We start from the raw sequence: 18,850 nt of genomic DNA, 5'->3' as shown, positions 1-18,850 counted from the left end.
ACAGAGACCTGACATGGCGGCTAGGGAGCTGATGGATGGGAACCTATTTTCCTTGTGAAAGGTGAGATGGTTATGGGCTTTATCTATTGCAGACGTTTACCTGAAGCTTACCTGCGTTTACGGATTCTGAAACAGCGCAGTGCATTAACAGACGATGACGAATGAGATTGCAATGTTTTGTGGCATGGTTATTTGGGTGAAAGGCGTGTGGACGACTGGCAGGCTGCTGATCAGGCTCGGGATGAATTGTCTTTGCCAAACAGCTCCCGAAAGCTCACCCCAACCCGAGTCCATGCCTGGACAGGGGGGCGCTGCATCGCAGAACGATCGAACGACACATGCGGTCAGGAGAAACAGAACCTGACGACAAGAATTGATGGACCGGGGGGAATTCTTATCGCTTATCTCAACAGCTGCGACAGGATTTCCTCGGCCTGGTGGATTCTTGACGTACATTCACTTCCGGTCCTCTGCAAACCACAAAAAAAGCAGGCCGGGCAGCATTGTCGCTGCGTCCGCCTGCTTTGTTTGATCTTGGCTGGTGATTACATTCCGTATTTTTTCTTGAAACGGTCCACTCGGCCACCAGCGTCGGCAAATTTTTGCTTGCCTGTGTAGAATGGATGAGAGTCGGAACTTACTTCCACTGTAAGCAGTGGATACGTGTTTCCGTCTTCCCATTCAATCGTTTCGCTTGATGAACGTGTAGAGCCTGTCAAGAACATGAAACCGGAACTTACATCCTTGAATACCACTTGGTGATATTTTGGGTGAATAGCTTCTTTCATGTCTTTCATCTCCTTTTGCCCTGAATCTCTCGAAACAGAGTTATCTGTACGGGCACGATCCCGTCACTCACATACTTCGAAATTATAACAACTGTGCCGGCTGATTGCAACCCTTATTTCAGGTATTCCCGTTCCGTGTCTGACGGGCGCGGGCTTTACCTGCTTTTTCCTTTTCGAACTCATCAAAGAATTCCTGGTTGGTCTTCGTTTGTCTGACTTTTTTCAGGAAGCGTTCCAGAAATTCGGGCTGATCGTTCATCGTGCGGCGCATGGACCACAGGTTTTCGATGATTTCATTGTCGAGAAGCAGTTCTTCCTTCCGGGTGGAGGAACGGCGAATATCGATGGCCGGGAAGATCCTGCGTTCAGCAAGCTTGCGGTCGAGGTGCAGTTCCATGTTGCCGGTGCCTTTGAACTCTTCATAAATGACGTCGTCCATACGCGAACCGGTTTCCACAAGGGCTGTGGCAAGAATCGTCAGGCTCCCGCCTTCTTCAATGTTCCGGGCGGCACCGAAAAAACGTTTCGGGCGGTGAAAACTGGCTGGATCAATCCCCCCGGAGAGGGTCCGCCCACTTTGCGGCACGACCAGGTTATACGCGCGGGCCAGCCGGGTGATGCTGTCCATGAGGATCACGACGTCTTTTTTCGCTTCCACGAGTCGCATCGCACGGTCGAGCACCAGTTCAGCTACTTTGATATGATTCTCAGGCACCTCATCGAAGGTGGAGCTGATTACTTCACCTTTGACGGAGCGCTCCATATCCGTCACTTCCTCCGGACGTTCGTCGATCAACAGGACCATCAGTTCAAGGTCCGGGTGGTTCTTCGCGATGCTGTCTGCGACTTCTTTTAACAGTAACGTCTTCCCTGCTTTAGGTGGTGCGACAATCAAACCACGCTGGCCGAGTCCGACCGGTGACACCATATCCATCACCCGGGTTGCGAGCATTTTCGTCTCCGTTTCCAGGTTGAGTTTCTTTTCCGGATAAAGCGGCGTCAGCTGTGGAAAGTGAGGCCGCTCGCTCGCGAGTTCCGGATCTTCTCCGTTAACCGCGGCGACCTGCAAGAGTCCGTAATAACGCTCGGTTTCTTTAGGTTTTCGCACTTTGCCGGATACTTTATCACCATTGCGGATGCGGAAACGGCGAATCTGGGAAGCAGAAATGTAAATATCCTGTGGGCTTGGCTTGTACGTATTGGACCTCAAAAAGCCGAATCCTTCGTTCGGGATAATATCCAGAACGCCTTCCATGAACATCAGATCTTCATTTTCCGCCTGCTTTTGCATGATCGCAAAAATGAGTTCCTTTTTCGACAATTGACTGTAGCTGGAGAGTCCTTTATCTTTGGCGAGTTGATACAAGTCTTTCAACGTTAGCTTTTCCATTTCTTTTAAGGTAACACCCATTTACTGATCACACCTTCGGGATAAATTTGTTCGTTTGTGTCATTGGATTTACTGGAAATTCTGAATTGGGATTTACAACGGGTTACATAAGGAAAACGGCAGTGGAATCGAGGGATTCGGGGCGTTGGTAAAGGTGATTTTTCTTATGCCTTACTCACTTTGCTGCTGCTTAAAGCATAAGAAAAACCCGGCAAAACCCGAAGCGGGCCTTGCCGTATGGTTTCATTGAAACACAGATTACCTGAAAATTCAAGTTCATATCAATTCTTCTCTCATGACGGGCGACTGGGTCGAACCGGTATCCGGCTGGTCACTCACTGGCCCCCATTTCACAATTCACGATCCGGGATGCCTGTGGCTGAAAAAATGGCCTTGCCCCCGCCGACAAGGTCCTCCATATGCAGCATCTTATCCAGATCTCCAATACCTATATCCATGCAACGCTTCGGATGCTGTCCGGGATGATCAAACCCATCATCCCGCTTCATCTATCAGGCGAGTCACTGTCCGGTTTCAGTATCTTCCGGAGTCCCTTCACGCCAAATATTGGCCCCTACTTTACGAAGTTTTTCTTCAAGGTATGTGTACCCCCGGTCGATGTGTTGCACCCCGCTGATTTCCGTGACGCCTTCTGCCATGAGGCCGGCTACCACAAGCGCTGCCCCCGCACGCAGATCAGTTGCTTTTACAGACGCGCCTTTCAGCTTGATTCTCCCTGAGATCAGGGCCGACTGCCCCTCCACTTTGATCTCGGCGCCCATTCGCCGCAGTTCATCAACATGCTTGAAACGTGCCCCATAAACCGTTTCTGTGACGATACTGGGTCCGTCTGCTTCGGTTAATAAACTGGTGAACGGCTGCTGCAGATCGGTGGCAAAGCCCGGGTACACCAGTGTTTTCAAATCCACAGGTTTCAACTTGTGACCATTTGAGATTGTCACACTGTCATCTCCGGTTTCCACGTTAACACCCATTTCCCTGAGTTTTGAAATCAAGGAATCCAGGTGCAGTGGAATCACGTTGTCTATCATGACACGTTTCCCCATCGCTGCTGCCATAATCATATATGAACCGGCCTCGATACGATCCGGGATGATGGAGTGACGACAGCCATTCAGGCTCTCTACGCCTTCGATGCGGATCACATTGGTTCCGGCTCCCTTTATTTTTGCACCCATATTGGTCAAAAGGGTTGCCACGTCAATGATTTCCGGTTCTTTTGCCGCATTTTCAATCAGCGTTGTGCCGGTTGCTTTGGCTGCAGCCAGCATGATATTAATGGTGGCTCCCACACTGACGACATCCAGGTAAATGCTTGCACCTTTCAACTCATCAGCCTGCAGGTAAATCGCCCCCTGCTCGTTGGTCACCTTTGCCCCAAGTGCTTCAAATCCCTTGATGTGCTGATCAATGGGCCGTGGACCGAGGTTGCAGCCGCCGGGCAATCCGATGACGGCTTTTTTGAATTTACCGAGCATGGCTCCCATGAAATAATACGAAGCCCTCAGTTTTTTTACCCGCCCGTTCGGCAGCGGCATCGCAAACATCCCCGTGGGGTCCACGGTCATTGTATCTTCGGTGAGGTTAACGGTTCCACCAATTTCCTCAAGCAGCTCTGCCAGTATGCCGACGTCGGAAATGTGCGGCAGATGATCAATCGTTACTTCGGAATCTGCCAAAATCGCAGCCGGGATCAAGGCAACCGCGCTGTTCTTCGCTCCGTTGATTTCAATCGTTCCCTCGAGCCTGTGACCGCCTTCGATCATCAATTTTTCCATACCTTCTTCACCCTATCTGTTCTTCGATGTCTGATACTCTGTTGCTTTTTTACGACGACTGATTGGCTTTATTCCAATCAGCAAGGAATTTCTCGATGCCCACGTCCGTTAATGGGTGTTTCGTGAGTTGTCCGATCAATGAAAACGGAACGGTGGCAATGTGAGCACCTCTAAGGGCCGCTTCCGTCACATGCTGCGGATGACGGATGGAGGCTGCGATAATTTGAGTATCGAGCATGTGCACGTCAAAGATTTCAGCTATCGTTGAAATCAAGTCGAGACCATCGTGACCAATGTCATCAAGCCTGCCAAGAAACGGCGACACGTACGTGGCACCCGCTCTTGCTGCGAGGAGTGCCTGGTTCGCCGAGAAAACCAGGGTCACATTCGTTTCGATTCCATCGCCGCTGAGCGATTTAACCGCTTTCAAACCTTCCAATGTCATTGGAACCTTCACGGTAATATTCGGTGCTATTTTTGCGAGTTCCCTGCCTTCACGAATCATGCCTTCTGCATCGAGGGCAATAACTTCTGCACTGACGGAGCCTTCCGTAATAAGTGCCGTGATTTCACGAAGCCGGTCGTGGAAGTCCACGCCTTCTTTTGCAACGAGTGACGGATTGGTCGTGACGCCGGAGAGGATCCCTACTTCGTGGGCTTCCTTGATGTCATCCAGATTCGCTGTATCTACAAAAAATTTCATGTTCCATTCCTCCTCGAATAGTGAAAAATGTAGTCTTTCGCCGGGCTTTTCATGACGAAAACCTGTTTCGCCCCCACGTCAACCGGTGAACGGTGTGAACGTTCCGTAAGCATAAAAAACGGCAGCGGATAAAGGCATACGTTTGCATCCCCTTCTTCCGCCGCCGTTCTGGTATTAAGCGCGGTTAGATGAACCGAACTCCTGCATTTTCCCTTTAACAACCCGAACGATGGCTTCTTTACCAGGGCCGATGACCTTACGCGGGTCATAGACTTTGTCGTCAGTTGCGAGTTTTTCGCGGACGGCTTTCGTCCACTCAATTTGACACTCGGTATTTACATTGATTTTCGCATGACCGAAACGGATGGCCTTCTTCACAGATTCCGTCGGGATACCCGATCCGCCGTGAAGTACCAGTGGTGTCTTCGTTGCGTTTGCGATTTCTTCCATTTCTTTAAAACCGAGCTTCGGCTCACCCTGATAAGGTCCGTGTACTGAACCAAGGGCAGCTGCAAGGGCGTCTGCTTTTGCTTCATGAGTAATGCGGACACACTCATCGAGATCAGCATAATTCACGCCGCCGATGACGCCGTCTTCTTCCCCGCCGACTGTGCCGACTTCCGCTTCAACCGAAGCACCTTTTGCATGAGCATACTCAACGACTGCTTTTGTCATTTCGATGTTCTCATCGATTGGATGGTGAGAGCCATCGATCATGACCGAAGTGAATCCTGCGTCGAGTGCTTTTTTACAGTTTTCGATGGATTGACCGTGGTCAAGGTGAATCGCCACCGGAACGGTTGTTCCTTGTGACTCCATCAGTGCTTCAACCATTTTGACAATCAGATTAAATCCGCCCATATACTTCGCTGCGCCTTCTGACACACCAAGAATAACAGGAGACTGTTCTTCTTCTGCCGCCTGAAGAATGGCTTGTGTCCACTCCAGGTTATTGATGTTGTACTGCCCTACTGCGTACTGGTTTTGGAATGCTTTATTCAGCATGTCCGTCATTGAAACTAAAGGCATGTGTTAAATCCTCCTTCTGATTTCGTTACGATTCGGCTCATTTGATTCCGTCAGACGACCCACATCGAATGCATACAAACTAAAGCCACGTCACTTCACGATACTGACTCGCATCACAAAAAACTGACATAGAAATGAAGTGTCTCCCGTTTGTATGGATCGGACGTAGATGTGAATCACTGCTTTGGCAAATCAGCCAACAAGGCTATTATAGCATAAAGAGGCAGGAATTCACGGGGAATTGTGATAATTTCATGGACTTTTCCCAATTCTCTATCGTTCTCAATCCCTTGTCCTGCCTGCAATCGCTTTCTTTTGAGCAGTTTAGTGAACCACTGGTCAGGCCAGCAGTTGGATTACCTTTTCCCTGACAATATCAATGTCGAAAGGTTTTGCTATATATGCGAGTACGCCAAGGGATTTCGCTTCATTCATCCGAGCGACTTCCCCGTAGGCTGTCATGATGATCACATTCACATCATTTTGATCCGCACGGATTTTACGGAGAATTTCCAGGCCATCCATTCCCGGGATCTTCATATCCAAAAGAATCATATCCGGCTCTTCAGTACCCAGCAACTTGAACGCATCGTTTCCATTGGATGCTTCGAATGTCTCGAAGCCTTCATCCTGGAAGACTTCACTCAACAGTGCTCGTATCCCAAACTGATCGTCTACAATCAAGATTTTTTTGTTCATGACGTCGCCTCGTTTCGAATCCTGTTTTTTACAATTGTAAACCATAGCCTATTGAATTACAATCAAAATGAGGTATTCAAAAGGGAGGCTTTTTCCATGAAAATGTTTTTCACACAGTTACAAGGTGTCACGGATTCGCTCTTCGATCAAGAAGATCGTCTGGAAGATGCGGCACGATTAATCGCGATGAGCATCGTCAGCGATGGCACCGTCTACTGGTACGGAGAAGGCGAAATGGACGGGATCGTCACCCTGGCCTTGACGGGGAAAGACGGGGTAAAAGACAGTAAGCGCTGGAGCGAGGCCACGGCGGTTTCGCCTCTTGACACCGTCATCGTCTGCAGTGAGTGGCGCAACAGTGCTTCTGCGATGAATGTCGTGTCCAGTGCGGCCGAAAAAGGAGCGACGGTGATCGGGTTGACGTCACTGGTTGCGCCTGGGCATGACGATCCGGATTGGACATCAACAGCGGAAGTGCTTTTGACTAACGGGATTTCACAAGGGCTGATACCCGGGGCGTTGGATGAACCGGATTCGCGGATCGGGACTCCCCATCTACTGGCAGGCCTTCACCTTTACTATACGTTCTACTTCATCCTCTTGGAGATGCTCGAAGATCAGGTATAAAGAAAACCTGGCTTCTCGCCATATTATTGGTGAGAAGCCTTAGTTGCACTTGAACTTTCTTCATCCATATAGGTGCTGTTAACGTTCATTGCAGATTTCATTCACTAGCAACAACAGGCTTTAACAAAGATGTAGAGTAGAAAACGGCCGGCACTGTAACCAGCGCCGGCCGTTTTTTCGATCAATGACGGGGTTTACTGTTCTTCTTTCACGATCCCTTTCGCGTCAGCTGTAGCTCTGATAAAGTCCCTGAACAGCGGTTGCGGACGTGTCGGGCGTGATACAAATTCCGGATGAAACTGGGACGCGATGAAATACGGGTGCTGACTCAGTTCCACAATTTCAGCCAGGCGTCCGTCAGGGCTGAGCCCCGAGAAGACAAAACCTTTCGCTTCCATCTGCTCCCGGAATTCGTTGTTGAACTCATACCGGTGACGGTGGCGTTCATAGATGACCTGTTCTGTATAGGATTCATAGGCCCGGGTGCCTTCCTTCAGCTTGCAAGGATAGAGTCCGAGGCGCAGGGTACCGCCAAAATCCTCCACGTCTTTTTGTTCCGGCAGGAGATCGATGACCGGATACGGCGTCGATGGGTCGAACTCTGCGGAATGCGCGCCCGCTAAACCGAGCACATTTCGGGCAAATTCAACGGAGGCCAGCTGCATGCCGAGGCAAATACCCAGGAACGGCACGCTGTTTTCACGGGCGTACTGAATCGCTGCGATTTTTCCTTCCACACCACGGTCACCAAATCCGCCGGGAACGAGGATGCCGTCTGCATCTTTCAAACGCTCTGCTGCTCCATCCTTGGTGATGTCTTCGGAGTCCACCCAGTCCACTTCGATATCCGCGTCCACACTGTAGCCGGAATGTTTCAGGGCCTCCACAACCGAAAGATACGCATCAGGCAAAGCCACATATTTTCCGACGAGGGCAATGCGAATCGTGTGTTTCAGGTGCTGAACGAGATGCACGAGCTGTTTCCATTCGGTCATGTCTGCTTCCTTGCATTTCAGTCCAAGGAAATCACACACAAAAGTATCCAGCTTCTGTTCCTGCAGTTCAAGAGGCACCTGGTATAAGGTGTCCGCATCCCTTGCTTCGATCACAGCGTGCTTATCGATGTCGCAGAAGAGGGCAATTTTATCTTTCATCTCTTCAGGTACCGGACGTTCAGTCCTGACGACGATGACGTTCGGCTGAATTCCGAGACTTCTCAGCTCCTTGACACTGTGCTGGGTTGGCTTGGATTTCATTTCGCCTGCTGCGGCGAGGTACGGGATGAGCGTACAGTGGATGTACATGACGTTCTCCGGTCCTGCTGCCCCTTTAATCTGCCGGATCGCCTCGAGGAACGGCAGACTCTCAATGTCGCCGACGGTCCCGCCAATTTCCGTGATCACCACATCTGGACTGCCTTCTTTGGCCGCCTGGAACACACGCTCTTTGATCTCATTGGTGATATGCGGAATGACCTGCACCGTGCCGCCCAGGTAATCGCCTCTTCGTTCTTTTTTGATAACAGAGGAATACACTTTACCGGTGGTGATGTTCGAGTACTTGCTGAGATTGATATCAATAAAGCGTTCATAGTGGCCGAGATCGAGGTCCGTTTCGGCCCCATCATCCGTGACAAACACTTCCCCGTGCTGGTAAGGACTCATCGTCCCTGGATCGACGTTAATATAGGGATCAAATTTCTGTATCGTGACCTTCAGTCCGCGATTTTTCAGAAGTCGTCCGAGTGATGCTGCGGTGATCCCTTTACCTAATGATGAAACAACCCCGCCTGTTACAAAGATGAATTTTGTCATTCCTTCTCCCTCTTTCCAAAAAAATAGTCTCTGCCCATGAATAAACTGATGCCATAATGCCAAAACTGTTCCATGATCCTGCGCTTTTGGCGGATGCTCATAAAGAAAACCCGGCTTGTCGCCAAGGTGAAATGGCGAAAGCCTCCGTTGCACTTATCCTTTCATCCTGTACCAAAGTTAACGGCTGAAAGAATAAAAAAAGTGCCCCTTCAATCGAGTGATTGAGGGGCACAGATGTGTGTCGTCTGTTGCTCCGGTTTTACGGAGCCCAAAAATGATTTTAGCTTGCCTGAGCATGAAAGTCAATAGGGTTTATTGACGGATTATTTCTCTTCTTCATCCTCAAATTCCGACTCATCATTCAGTTCGTCAGCCGGGTAACTGCTGTCCGGTGTATCATCGAGCTCATCATAGTCACCAGCATCTTCTTCATTGGCCAGGTCGTCGAGCTCATCTTCAAGGTCTTCGAATTCATCGAAATCTTCTGCCTCGTCGTCGAAGAGATCCTCTTCTTCCTGACGCTCCTTCGCACGGCGCTTTCGTTCTTTACTGGCTTCCGCGGACAGTTCTTCTTCCGTCTGATCAAACGGGTACCAGGAACGAAGTCCCCAGCGGGCATTCCCCAGGTTCACGAAGCGTCCGTCGAGGGACATGTCCGTGTACAGGTTCGAAATCCGCTGCATCAGGTCTTCCTCAGAATATCCTTTGATGTCGCCGACTTTCTTTAACAGGTCGTGGTACTCAAAAGCCTGTTGTGTTTCTTCAAGAAGCGTTGCTGCAAGCTCAACCATCGCCACTTCCTGGATCTGATCTTTATTCATGTCTTTGTAATGCATGATTGCACGTCCTTTCACCATCATCTTGGTCTCACATGTTTGTATCGGAGCCTGTCACGGATGTCAGTTTACGATAGGTTTCATACCCTCCATTATAAACATATTTGAGCAGATGATGCCACACTTAATCCGTTAAATATTTCGGCGATACTGCCCGCCGACTTCGTATAACGCTGTGGTGATGTCTCCGAGGCTTGCTACCCGGACCGTTTCCATGAGCTCTTCAAAAATGTTTCCGCCGCTTCTGGCCGTCTCTTTTAACCGCTCCAGCGCTTCCTGGCGGTCCGAATCATAGCGGGCCTTAAAGGCATGCAGCTGATCAATCCGGCTCTCCTTTTCCTCCGTCGAGGAACGGGCCAGTTCCATACTGAAGGCCTCGTCCTGCGGGGGATTCGGATTCAGGTACGTGTTCACACCAATAATCGGCAGTTCACCGTTGTGTTTTTTCGTTTCGTACAGCATCGATTCTTCCTGGATCCTGCCCCGCTGATACTGGGTCTCCATGGCACCGAGCACGCCGCCGCGGTCGCTGATCCGCTCAAGCTCCAGGAGAACGGCTTCTTCCACGAGGTCCGTCAATTCCTCCACGATAAAAGAACCTTGCTGCGGATTCTCGTTTTTGGCGAGGCCCATCTCCTTGGTGATGATCATCTGTATGGCCATCGCCCGTCTGACGCTTTCTTCCGTCGGAGTGGTCACCGCTTCGTCGTAGGCGTTCGTGTGAAGGGAATTGCAGTTGTCGTAAATGGCCAGAAGCGCCTGCAGGGTCGTGCGGATGTCGTTAAAATCCACTTCCATCGCGTGGAGCGATCGTCCGGACGTCTGGATATGATACTTCAGCTTCTGGCTACGTTCGTTGGCGCCGTATTTATGCTGCATCGCCACCGCCCAGATCCGTCTCGCCACCCGGCCGATCACGGTATATTCCGGGTCGAGACCGTTACTGAAGAAAAAGGACAGGTTCGGCGCGAAATCATCGATATGCATGCCCCGGCTGAGGTAGTACTCCACATAGGTGAAGCCGTTGGCGAGGGTGAAGGCCAGCTGACTGATCGGATTGGCCCCGGCTTCCGCGATATGGTAGCCGCTGATGGACACGGAATAATAGTTCCGGACCTTCTGATCGATGAAGTACTGCTGGATATCCCCCATCATCCGAAGGGCAAATTCCGTCGAGAAAATACACGTATTCTGCCCCTGGTCTTCTTTTAAGATATCGGCCTGGACCGTCCCGCGCACGACAGAGATCGTGTCCTGGCGAATCTTCGCTGACTCCTCATCGTTTGGTTTACGGCCTTCTTCCTCTTCAAAACGGGCCAGTTGCTGATCGATGGCCGTGTTCAAGTACATGGCAAGAATCATCGGGGCCGGGCCGTTGATGGTCATCGAAACGGACGTCGTCGGTGCTGTCAGGTCAAAGCCGGCATACAGCTCTTTCATATCATCCAACGTACAGATGCTCACCCCGCTCTCTCCGACTTTGCCGTAAATATCCGGCCGGTGATCCGGGTCTTCCCCGTACAGGGTCACCGAGTCAAAGGCCGTGCTCAGACGCTTGGCCTCATCGTCTTTTGATACGTAGTGAAAGCGCCGGTTTGTTCTTTCGGGACTTCCCTCTCCTGCAAACTGCCGCTTCGGATCTTCTCCCCTTCGCTTAAACGGAAAGACCCCTGCGGTGTATGGAAATTCCCCGGGTACATTTTCTTTTCGGATCCAGCGGACGAGGTCGCCGTAGCTCTCATATTTCGGCAGCGCAACTTTCACCACATCGAGCCCGGATAATGTCCTCGTTTTCAACGGTGTCACGATTTCTTTATTCCGGACAGTAAAGCGGAATTCATCCTGATTGTAGACGTCCTGCTTCCGCCGGAAATCCTCGAGCATCGCTTTCGTTTTCTCTCCGATGTTGTCAAGGAGCTGATCTCTGAGCTCGAGCAGCTGGTGACGTTCACTGTCCATGCCCTGTTCCTGCATCAGTTCGAGGGTCCCTTCGAGCTGAAACCAGCGCGTCGCTTTTCTTGCCTCTTCTTCGGTGTGCTGATGGTAGGTGCGAAGGCTCTTGGCGATTTCCCGGAGGTACTGCACCTGTTCGGTCGGGATCACCGCGTTACGTGCCTGAATCGCATCGTCCTTGCCGAAGTCCGTTGCCCAGGCGTTGTCTTTCGTTTGTTCTGAGACGATCTGCATCAGTTCGTAAAACAAGCGGTTCATCCCGGGATCGTTAAACTGGGACGCCATCGTGCCGAACACCGGCATGGTCTTTGTGTCGTCATGAAACCGTTCGTGACTCCGTTGGAACTGTTTACGTACGTCCCGGAGGGCGTCCTCTGAACCTTTTCGGTCAAATTTATTAATCGCGATCAGATCTGCAAAATCAATCATATCGATTTTTTCCAGCTGGGACGGCGCACCGAATTCGCTCGTCATCACATACATGCTCACATCCGCCAGGTCAGCCACTGCGGCATCTCCCTGACCGATGCCGCTCGTTTCCACCACGATCAAATCAAAACCCGCCGCCTTGAGAACCGGTATCGCCTTTTCCGTCGCCTTGGAGAGCTCCTGGCGGCTGTCCCGGGTCGCCATCGAGCGCATGTAGACGTTCGGATGATGAATCGCGTTCATCCGGATCCGGTCACCGAGGAGGGCGCCGCCTGTTTTTTTCTTCGTCGGGTCCACGGACAGGATGGCGATGGTTTTCTCAGGAAACGCGTAGCGGTAACGCCTGACCAGTTCATCGGTCAGGGAACTCTTTCCCGCACCACCTGTTCCGGTGATGCCGACAACCGGGATGCTTTTCGTGTCCGCTTGTTCTGCCACTTGCTCGTAGGCAGCCCGGTCATCGTCTGACACGTCCGGTGTCTGAAAGGCCACCTGTTCACTGACCGTGATGTAACGCGCGAGTGTCGTGTCCTGATGCCCCGTGGACTTTGCCCATTCCGGCAGGCCGGCTTTTTTCAACGGATCATAGTCGCAGGCTTCGATCATTTCATCGATCATGCCCTGGAGCCCCTGGCGCCGTCCGTCATCCGGGGAGAAAATTTTATGGATGCCGTATTCGTGCAGTTCATTCATCTCAGACGGGATAATGACCCCGCCTCCGCCTCCGAAAATCGGCACGTGGCCTGCACCGCGCGCTTTCAGTTCATCATACAGATACTTAAAATATTCCATATGGCCACCCTGATACGAGGAAATCGCCACCCCTTGGGCGTCTTCCTGAATCACGGCCTGCACCACTTCCGCAACGGAGCGGTTGTGACCGAGGTGGATCACTTCGGCGCCGGATGCCTGCAGCATGCGGCGCATAATATTAATGGATGCATCGTGTCCGTCGAACAGGCTCGACGCCGTGACAAACCGGACAGGATGCGCTGGATTGATTGTCATTACTTTGACCCCCTAGAATGCTTTTCGTAACCTGTGAAACTGTGGAGAATCCGCTCCGCTATGCGGTACGGATCGTCGCCTGCCTCCCTTTCTGAAACTGCCGCTTCAATCTGCGGCTGAATACGTTGTCTGAGTGCGGTCATGACGCGTCTTTCCACTTCGAACTGAAGCTGTGTTTGCCGCCGTTGGCTGCCTTCCCCTTGTTCATCCAGCCAATGGCCATGCTTTTCGATTGCTTCTGCCAGTTCACCGATCCCGACTTTTTCCGTCGCGATGGTCTTTACGATCGGCGGATGCCAGTCGTCTTCTTTTTTCGTCAGGTGCAACAGGTCATCAAGCTCATAGTTCAGCTGTTCCACCCCGGGCAGATCGGCCTTGTTCATGATGAAGAGATCAGCAATTTCCATGATCCCTGCTTTAAAGGCCTGAATCACATCCCCGCCGGACGGATAGAGCACAAGGGCGATGGTGTCCGCCACCTTCATGATATCCAGTTCGGACTGCCCGACGCCCACGGTCTCAACGATAATCTGATCGTATCCGGCTGCTTCAAGGAGCCGGACTGCATCCTGACAGGCCTCAGCCAGACCGCCGAGACTGCCACGGGTTCCCATGGACCGGATAAAGACCCCCGGGTCCCCTTCGTGCTCATGCATGCGGATCCGGTCACCAAGGAGCGCTCCGCCTGAAAAAGGGCTGGTCGGGTCCACGGCGAGAATCCCGACGCGCTGCCCGTCGCTTCGCCAGGCTTTCACCAGGCGGTTGACCAATGTACTCTTCCCGGCCCCTGGCGAACCGGTAATCCCCGTCACTTTGCCGTTTCCCTGCTGTTGATAAACGAGGCTCATCAGTTCCCGGTACTCGTGCGAAGAGAGCGATTGATCCTCCGCGAAGGAAATCGCTCTCGCCAATGCACGCGGATGCCCGGATCGGATGGCTTCGAACAGCTCAGGTATCGTCATGCTGTTCAACTGCTTCACGTCACCGCCTCCCATCCGTTATGCTCTTTTATTCGTTCATCAGCATTTTGGAAATCACCAGCCGCTGAATCTCATTAGTTCCCTCGTAAATCTGTGTGATTTTCGCGTCACGCATAAACCGCTCCACCGGATAGTCCTTCGTATAGCCGTAACCGCCAAAGACCTGTACCGCTTCCGTGGTGACTTCCATGGCAGAGTCGCCCGCAAACAGCTTCGACATGGCCGACGCCTTGCCATAAGGTTTCCCTTCACTTTCAAGCCACGCCGCCTGATACGTGAGAAGACGCGATGCTTCCACCTTCGTGGCCATATCGGCCAGCTTAAAGCCGATGCCTTGCTGCTGGGCGATGGGCTTTCCGAACTGTTTTCGCTCTTTGGCGTAGGCGACGGCTTCATCGAGTGCCCCTTGAGCGATCCCGACTGCCTGAGCTGCGATGCCGTTTCGGCCACCGTCAAGGGTCTGCATGGCAATCTTGAAGCCTTCCCCTTCTTCCCCGAGCCGGTTTTCTTTCGGGACCCGGACCCCGTCAAAAATAATTTCGAGCGTCGGGGATGAGCGGATCCCCATCTTTCGCTCTTTTTTCCCCATCGTAAAACCGTCCATCTCTTTTTCGACAATGAATGCCGTCATCCCTTTATGCTTCTTCTCCGGGTCCGTCACTGCAAAGACCACGTAGATGTCCGCCTCTCCGCCGTTGGTGATATAGATCTTCGAGCCGTCGAGGATGTAGTCGTCCCCATCACGCTTGGCCGTCGTTTTCATGCCCGCCGCATCACTTCCGGCACCGGGTTCGGTGAGTCCGTATGCCCCCATCATCGTCCCTTCGGACAGGCCGCGGAGATACTTCTGCTTTTGATCCTCGTTACCGAATGTATAGATCGGCCAGCCGGCCAGCGAGATGTGGGCACTTAAGGTCACGCCTGTCGATGCACAAACCCGGGACAGTTCTTCGACGGCAATCACGTAGCTGAGGTAATCGGCACCGATTCCGCCGTATTCTTCCGGCCAGGGAATGCCCGTCAGACCGAGGGCTGCCATCTGGTCGAAAATGTTCCGGTCAAAGCGTTCTTCTTCGTCGCGTTCTTCTGCCGTGGGTGCCACTTCGTTGGTGGCGAAATCGCGGACCATTTTGCGGATCATTTCCTGTTCATCTGTGAGTTGAAATTGCATGTAGATTCCTCCCCTTGCTCCTGATAATGTGATGGTTTTCTTTGTTTCTAAACCCTCCGTAAAGTCCATGATCATCGCCTCTCCGAGATGAAGTTCAGTCTTTACACAGTTTTCCGGCGATGACGATGCGCTGGATTTCGTTGGTGCCTTCGTAAATTTGTGTGACTTTGGCGTCACGGAAAAAGCGTTCCACCGGGTAGTCTTTCGTGTAGCCGTAGCCGCCATAGACCTGAATGGCTTCCGTGGTGACTTTCATCGCAGTGTCGGACGCGAACATTTTCGCCATCGATGCTTCGATGCCTGTCGTGAGCTCCTGGTCTTTGCGGCTTGCCGCGTTGTAGGTGAGGAGCTTCGCTGCTTCCACGGCCGTCGCCATATCAGCGAGCTTAAAACCGATGCCCTGCTGCTGGGCGATGGCTTTGCCAAACTGCTTTCGTTCTTTGGCGTAGGCGGTAGCGTGCTCTAGTGCCGCTTCTGCAATGCCAAGGGCCTGGGCAGCGATACCGATCCGCCCGTAATCGAGGTTGGACAGCGCAATCGCAAATCCCTGACCTTCGTCACCCAGCCGCTGGCTGACAGGAATCCGGCAGTCTTCAAAGGCGAGGCCCGTCGTGCTTGAGCCGAGTATCCCCATCTTGCGTTCTTTGGCAAGCACCTCAAAGCCTGGGGTATCTTTTTCCACGATGAATGCGGTAATGCCTTTTTTTCCGGCGTCAGGATCGGTCTTTGCAAACACGATGTATGTGTCTGCATACCCGCCGTTCGTAATCCACGATTTCGTGCCGTTGAGGATGTAGTCATCCCCGTCACGTTTCGCCGTCGTTCTGAGGCTTGCCGCATCACTGCCGGCTCCTGGTTCTGAGAGGGCAAAGGCCCCGAGCGCTTCCCCTGAAGCAAGCTTCGGCAGGTAGCGGGTCTTCTGATCATCCGTCCCGAAATACCGGATCGGATTGGTGCCGACGGACGTGTGTACGGAGAGCATCACACCAACGGCCGCACTGACCTTGGAGATTTCGTGTATCGCGATGATATAGGAGGTGAAGTCCATCCCCGCACCGCCGTATTCTTCTTCAACCGGGATCCCGAGGAGTCCGAGTTCCCCCATTTCCTTCAGGATTGCTGCGGGGAACGTTTCGTTGGTTTCCATGTCTTCTACACTTGGCGCGACTTTTTCCCTGGCAAACTGCCGGACCATATCGCGCATCATGATTTGTTCTTCTGAAAAGCGAAGCTCCATTGTCTCCACCCTTTCTGCTGATGATCTCTGGTGCGTCAGTCGTAGACGTAAAAGCCGCGGCCCGTTTTCTTTCCAAGCCAGCCGGCGTTGACGTATTTTCGCAAGAGCGGACAAGGGCGGTATTTATCGTCACCAAATCCTTCGTGCAGTACTTCCATAATATAGAGGCATGTATCCAGTCCGATAAAATCGGCCAATGTCAGTGGCCCCATCGGGTGGTTCATGCCGAGTTTCATGACATTGTCGATGTCTTCCGGGGTCGAGACCCCTTCATACACGGTGAAAATCGCTTCATTGATCATTGGCATGAGAATGCGGTTGGAGACAAAGCCTGGAAAGTCATTCACCTCGACCGGGGTTTTCTTCATGGCTTTGGCGACTGCCTCGACGGCTTTAAAGGCCGCGTCCGAAGTTTGCAGACCGCGTATCACTTCCACGAGCTTCATCACCGGAACCGGGTTCATGAAATGCATCCCGATGACTTTTTCCGGCCGGCTTGTGGCTGCGGCCAATTCCGTAATCGGAAGCGATGAGGTATTCGTTGCGAGGACCGCATGCTTTGGTGCAAAGCTGTCCAGCTGGGCAAAGATATTCTTCTTGATAGCCATATTTTCCACTGCCGCTTCAATGATCAGATCGGCATGTTCCGCATTCCCGATCTGGTCCGACGGCTGGATGAGCCGCAAAAAGCGGGCAAGGTCCGATTCGGAGAGCCGCTCTTTCGCCACATCCCGCTCCAGTCGTTTTTTGATGCCGGCGATGCCCTTTTCCGCCAGCTCCATTTTCGTATCATGAAGCGTTACGGTATAGCCGTTCATCGCCGCCACCTGGGCAATGCCTGCACCCATTTGACCTGCGCCGATGACCATGACATGTTCAATTTTTTTTGACATGTGTGATCCCTCCTGTAGGTTTACTCAACTTCGATTAAGATCGCGTCACCTTGGCCGCCGCCGCTGCAAATCGCAGCGATCCCGGTGCCGCCGCCCCGGCGTTTCAGCTCGGTGGCAAGGGTGAGGATAATGCGTGTCCCGCTTGCACCGATCGGGTGTCCAAGGGCCACTGCTCCACCGTTGACGTTGATTTTGTCATCATCGAGACCGGCGATTTTACTGCTGGCGAGTGACACGGCCGCGAATGCCTCATTGATTTCAAACAGATCGATCTCACTGATCTCTTTCCCCGTTTCTTTCAGGAGCTTTTGAATAACGAGTCCCGGCGTTTTCGGGAAATTCTCAGGTTCCACTGCCAATGACGTATGTCCTTTGATTGTCGCCAACGGTTCCATCCCCCGCTCTTTTGCCGTATCCTTCGACATAAGAAGCAGTGCCGCAGCACCGTCATTCACCCCCGGTGCGTTCCCGGCAGTGATTGTACCGTCACGACCGAAAACGGGCTTCAGGCCTTTGAGGCGATCGAGACTGGTGTCTTTTCTCGGCGCTTCATCCAAAGAGACAATCGACGGTTCACCTTTTCGCTGCGGAACGCTCACCGGGGCAATTTCTTCGGCAAACCGGCCGTTCTCCATGGCTTCGCCTGCAAGCTGATGACTTCTGAGCGCCCATTCGTCCTGGGCTTGCCGGGTAACCGACAGTTCGTCAGCCACCTGATTGCCGTAGTTGCCCATATGCACGCCCGTGAAGGTACATGTCAGTCCATCGTGCACCATCATGTCCTGCACTGCCTGATCCCCCATGCGAAAACCAAAGCGGGCGCCTTTCATAAAATACGGTGCCTGACTCATGGATTCCATGCCGCCGGCGAGAATCGTGCTGTATTGACCTGTTTTCACAAGCAGGTCCCCCAACGTCACACTGCGCATCCCTGATGCACAGACCTTATTAATCGTTTCGGTTTCAGCATTCCAGGGAATGCCGGCATAGTGAAGAGCCTGGCGGGACGGAAGCTGACCTTGCCCACCTTGCAGTACGGAACCCATCAGGACATGATCAATCTGATGCGGGTCGATGCCCCCGCGTTTTATCGTTTCTTTCAGGGCGAAGCCGCCCAATTCTGCTGCTGACAGGGAAGATAACGCGCCTCCGAGTTTTGCAAATGGTGTTCGTGCCCCGCTTACAATAACGGTTTCTGTCACAATAACCCCTCCTGGATTTCTTTATTATTGGTGCCGGTACGTCTGGTGTTGTTTTTTTATCACGATCGGCAGATGCTCATGAGTCCCATTGCGGCAATCAACAATGGACTTTATTACCCCCATTTATAAAGCGCTTACATTTCACCTTTAATCCTATTGTAAAACAGTTGTGTTCAATTGTCTCGCTCTGAAGGGAAATTCACATGGAAAAAGGCGGCGGTTTTTCCAGCCGCCGCCTTTTGCTTGTTCATCCTATCTGCGACAGGAATCTTCATCAATACAGCGTTCTTGT

At 52.2% G+C, this 18,850-nt stretch carries 16 protein-coding genes; 1 reads left to right on the top strand and 15 read right to left on the bottom strand.

The genetic code is table 11. The features are described 5' to 3' along the window. Window positions 1–545 precede the first annotated feature (545 nt). The 7 genes from BBEV_RS00825 to BBEV_RS00800 all read right to left on the bottom strand — a co-directional run bounded on the left by BBEV_RS00825 (window position 546) and on the right by BBEV_RS00800 (window position 6,408). Window positions 546–788 (bottom strand): type B 50S ribosomal protein L31, encoded by a 243-nt coding sequence (locus BBEV_RS00825; protein WP_069363722.1) that lies wholly within the window; start codon window positions 786–788, stop codon window positions 546–548. A 118-nt stretch (window positions 789–906) separates the two neighbouring features. Beyond that, window positions 907–2,199, bottom strand: coding sequence for a transcription termination factor Rho (gene rho / locus BBEV_RS00820; RefSeq protein ID WP_069363721.1), 1,293 nt, complete (start codon window positions 2,197–2,199; stop codon window positions 907–909). A 329-nt stretch (window positions 2,200–2,528) separates the two neighbouring features. Next, window positions 2,529–2,687 (bottom strand): fructose-bisphosphatase class II, encoded by a 159-nt coding sequence (locus tag BBEV_RS17275; protein WP_157100882.1) that lies wholly within the window; start codon window positions 2,685–2,687, stop codon window positions 2,529–2,531. Window positions 2,688–2,699: 12 nt separating this feature from the next. Next, complete coding sequence (locus tag BBEV_RS00815; RefSeq protein WP_069363720.1) at window positions 2,700–3,977, bottom strand: UDP-N-acetylglucosamine 1-carboxyvinyltransferase; 1,278 nt, start codon at window positions 3,975–3,977, stop codon at window positions 2,700–2,702. Between the two features lie 49 nt (window positions 3,978–4,026). Beyond that, complete coding sequence (gene fsa / locus BBEV_RS00810) at window positions 4,027–4,680, bottom strand: fructose-6-phosphate aldolase (protein ID WP_069363719.1); 654 nt, start codon at window positions 4,678–4,680, stop codon at window positions 4,027–4,029. A 174-nt stretch (window positions 4,681–4,854) separates the two neighbouring features. Continuing rightward, window positions 4,855–5,709 carry a class II fructose-1,6-bisphosphate aldolase gene (gene fba / locus BBEV_RS00805; RefSeq protein ID WP_069363718.1) on the bottom strand — a complete coding sequence of 285 codons (855 nt, stop codon included), beginning with the start codon at window positions 5,707–5,709 and terminating at the stop codon, window positions 4,855–4,857. Window positions 5,710–6,048: 339 nt separating this feature from the next. Beyond that, entirely contained in the window at window positions 6,049–6,408 is a 360-nt protein-coding gene (locus BBEV_RS00800) for a response regulator (protein ID WP_069363717.1), read from the bottom strand. A gap of 96 nt (window positions 6,409–6,504) precedes the next feature. On the opposite strand from BBEV_RS00800, the gene BBEV_RS00795 reads away from it, so the two are divergent. Next, window positions 6,505–7,035, top strand: coding sequence for a DUF2529 family protein (locus BBEV_RS00795; protein ID WP_069363716.1), 531 nt, complete (start codon window positions 6,505–6,507; stop codon window positions 7,033–7,035). 194 nt (window positions 7,036–7,229) lie between these two features. Here BBEV_RS00795 and BBEV_RS00790 read toward each other — a convergent pair whose 3' ends face one another. From BBEV_RS00790 to BBEV_RS00755, 8 genes are all read right to left on the bottom strand, one after another. Continuing rightward, the gene (locus tag BBEV_RS00790; protein ID WP_069366547.1) at window positions 7,230–8,849 is read right to left on the bottom strand and encodes a CTP synthase; all 1,620 of its coding nucleotides are present in this window, start codon (window positions 8,847–8,849) and stop codon (window positions 7,230–7,232) included. A gap of 323 nt (window positions 8,850–9,172) precedes the next feature. Further along, window positions 9,173–9,670, bottom strand: a complete 498-nt coding sequence (rpoE, locus tag BBEV_RS00785; RefSeq protein WP_232318236.1) for a DNA-directed RNA polymerase subunit delta — start codon at window positions 9,668–9,670, stop codon at window positions 9,173–9,175. A gap of 147 nt (window positions 9,671–9,817) precedes the next feature. Continuing rightward, on the bottom strand, window positions 9,818–13,075 hold the full coding sequence (gene icmF / locus BBEV_RS00780; RefSeq protein ID WP_069363715.1) for a fused isobutyryl-CoA mutase/GTPase IcmF: 3,258 nt from the start codon (window positions 13,073–13,075) through the stop codon (window positions 9,818–9,820). Further along, window positions 13,075–14,055: a methylmalonyl Co-A mutase-associated GTPase MeaB gene (gene meaB, locus BBEV_RS00775; protein ID WP_232318234.1), complete on the bottom strand. Its 981-nt coding sequence runs from the start codon at window positions 14,053–14,055 to the stop codon at window positions 13,075–13,077. Before meaB ends, icmF begins: the two co-directional genes overlap by 1 nt. Window positions 14,056–14,083: 28 nt before the next feature. Further along, window positions 14,084–15,226, bottom strand: coding sequence for an acyl-CoA dehydrogenase (locus tag BBEV_RS00770; protein ID WP_069366544.1), 1,143 nt, complete (start codon window positions 15,224–15,226; stop codon window positions 14,084–14,086). A gap of 94 nt (window positions 15,227–15,320) precedes the next feature. After that, window positions 15,321–16,463 (bottom strand): acyl-CoA dehydrogenase, encoded by a 1,143-nt coding sequence (locus BBEV_RS00765; protein ID WP_069363714.1) that lies wholly within the window; start codon window positions 16,461–16,463, stop codon window positions 15,321–15,323. A gap of 35 nt (window positions 16,464–16,498) precedes the next feature. Beyond that, window positions 16,499–17,356, bottom strand: a complete 858-nt coding sequence (locus BBEV_RS00760) for a 3-hydroxybutyryl-CoA dehydrogenase (protein ID WP_069363713.1) — start codon at window positions 17,354–17,356, stop codon at window positions 16,499–16,501. A gap of 20 nt (window positions 17,357–17,376) precedes the next feature. After that, window positions 17,377–18,558 carry an acetyl-CoA C-acetyltransferase gene (locus BBEV_RS00755; protein WP_069363712.1) on the bottom strand — a complete coding sequence of 394 codons (1,182 nt, stop codon included), beginning with the start codon at window positions 18,556–18,558 and terminating at the stop codon, window positions 17,377–17,379. Window positions 18,559–18,850: the final 292 nt, after the last annotated feature.

The organism is Salisediminibacterium beveridgei (assembly GCF_001721685.1).
GTDB lineage: Bacteria > Bacillota > Bacilli > Bacillales > Salisediminibacteriaceae > Salisediminibacterium > Salisediminibacterium beveridgei.
Note: the sequence above shows the minus strand (reverse complement) of the source record. Positions and strands in the feature narration are given on the sequence as shown.

Bases quoted from the DNA above. Each gene is read 5' to 3' on its own strand.
- BBEV_RS00795 (WP_069363716.1), top strand. From the start codon at position 6,505: ATGAAAATGTTTTTCACACAGTTACAAGGTGTCACGGATTCGCTCTTC.
- BBEV_RS00790 (WP_069366547.1), bottom strand. From the start codon at position 8,849: ATGACAAAATTCATCTTTGTAACAGGCGGGGTTGTTTCATCATTAGGT.
- rpoE (WP_232318236.1), bottom strand. From the start codon at position 9,670: ATGAATAAAGATCAGATCCAGGAAGTGGCGATGGTTGAGCTTGCAGCA.
- BBEV_RS00825 (WP_069363722.1), bottom strand. From the start codon at position 788: ATGAAAGAAGCTATTCACCCAAAATATCACCAAGTGGTATTCAAGGAT.
- BBEV_RS00800 (WP_069363717.1), bottom strand. From the start codon at position 6,408: ATGAACAAAAAAATCTTGATTGTAGACGATCAGTTTGGGATACGAGCA.
- BBEV_RS00815 (WP_069363720.1), bottom strand. From the start codon at position 3,977: ATGGAAAAATTGATGATCGAAGGCGGTCACAGGCTCGAGGGAACGATT.
- BBEV_RS00760 (WP_069363713.1), bottom strand. From the start codon at position 17,356: ATGTCAAAAAAAATTGAACATGTCATGGTCATCGGCGCAGGTCAAATG.
- fsa (WP_069363719.1), bottom strand. From the start codon at position 4,680: ATGAAATTTTTTGTAGATACAGCGAATCTGGATGACATCAAGGAAGCC.
- BBEV_RS17275 (WP_157100882.1), bottom strand. From the start codon at position 2,687: ATGAAGCGGGATGATGGGTTTGATCATCCCGGACAGCATCCGAAGCGT.
- rho (WP_069363721.1), bottom strand. From the start codon at position 2,199: ATGGGTGTTACCTTAAAAGAAATGGAAAAGCTAACGTTGAAAGACTTG.
- BBEV_RS00765 (WP_069363714.1), bottom strand. From the start codon at position 16,463: ATGGAGCTTCGCTTTTCAGAAGAACAAATCATGATGCGCGATATGGTC.
- icmF (WP_069363715.1), bottom strand. From the start codon at position 13,075: ATGACAATCAATCCAGCGCATCCTGTCCGGTTTGTCACGGCGTCGAGC.
- BBEV_RS00770 (WP_069366544.1), bottom strand. From the start codon at position 15,226: ATGCAATTTCAACTCACAGATGAACAGGAAATGATCCGCAAAATGGTC.
- fba (WP_069363718.1), bottom strand. From the start codon at position 5,709: ATGCCTTTAGTTTCAATGACGGACATGCTGAATAAAGCATTCCAAAAC.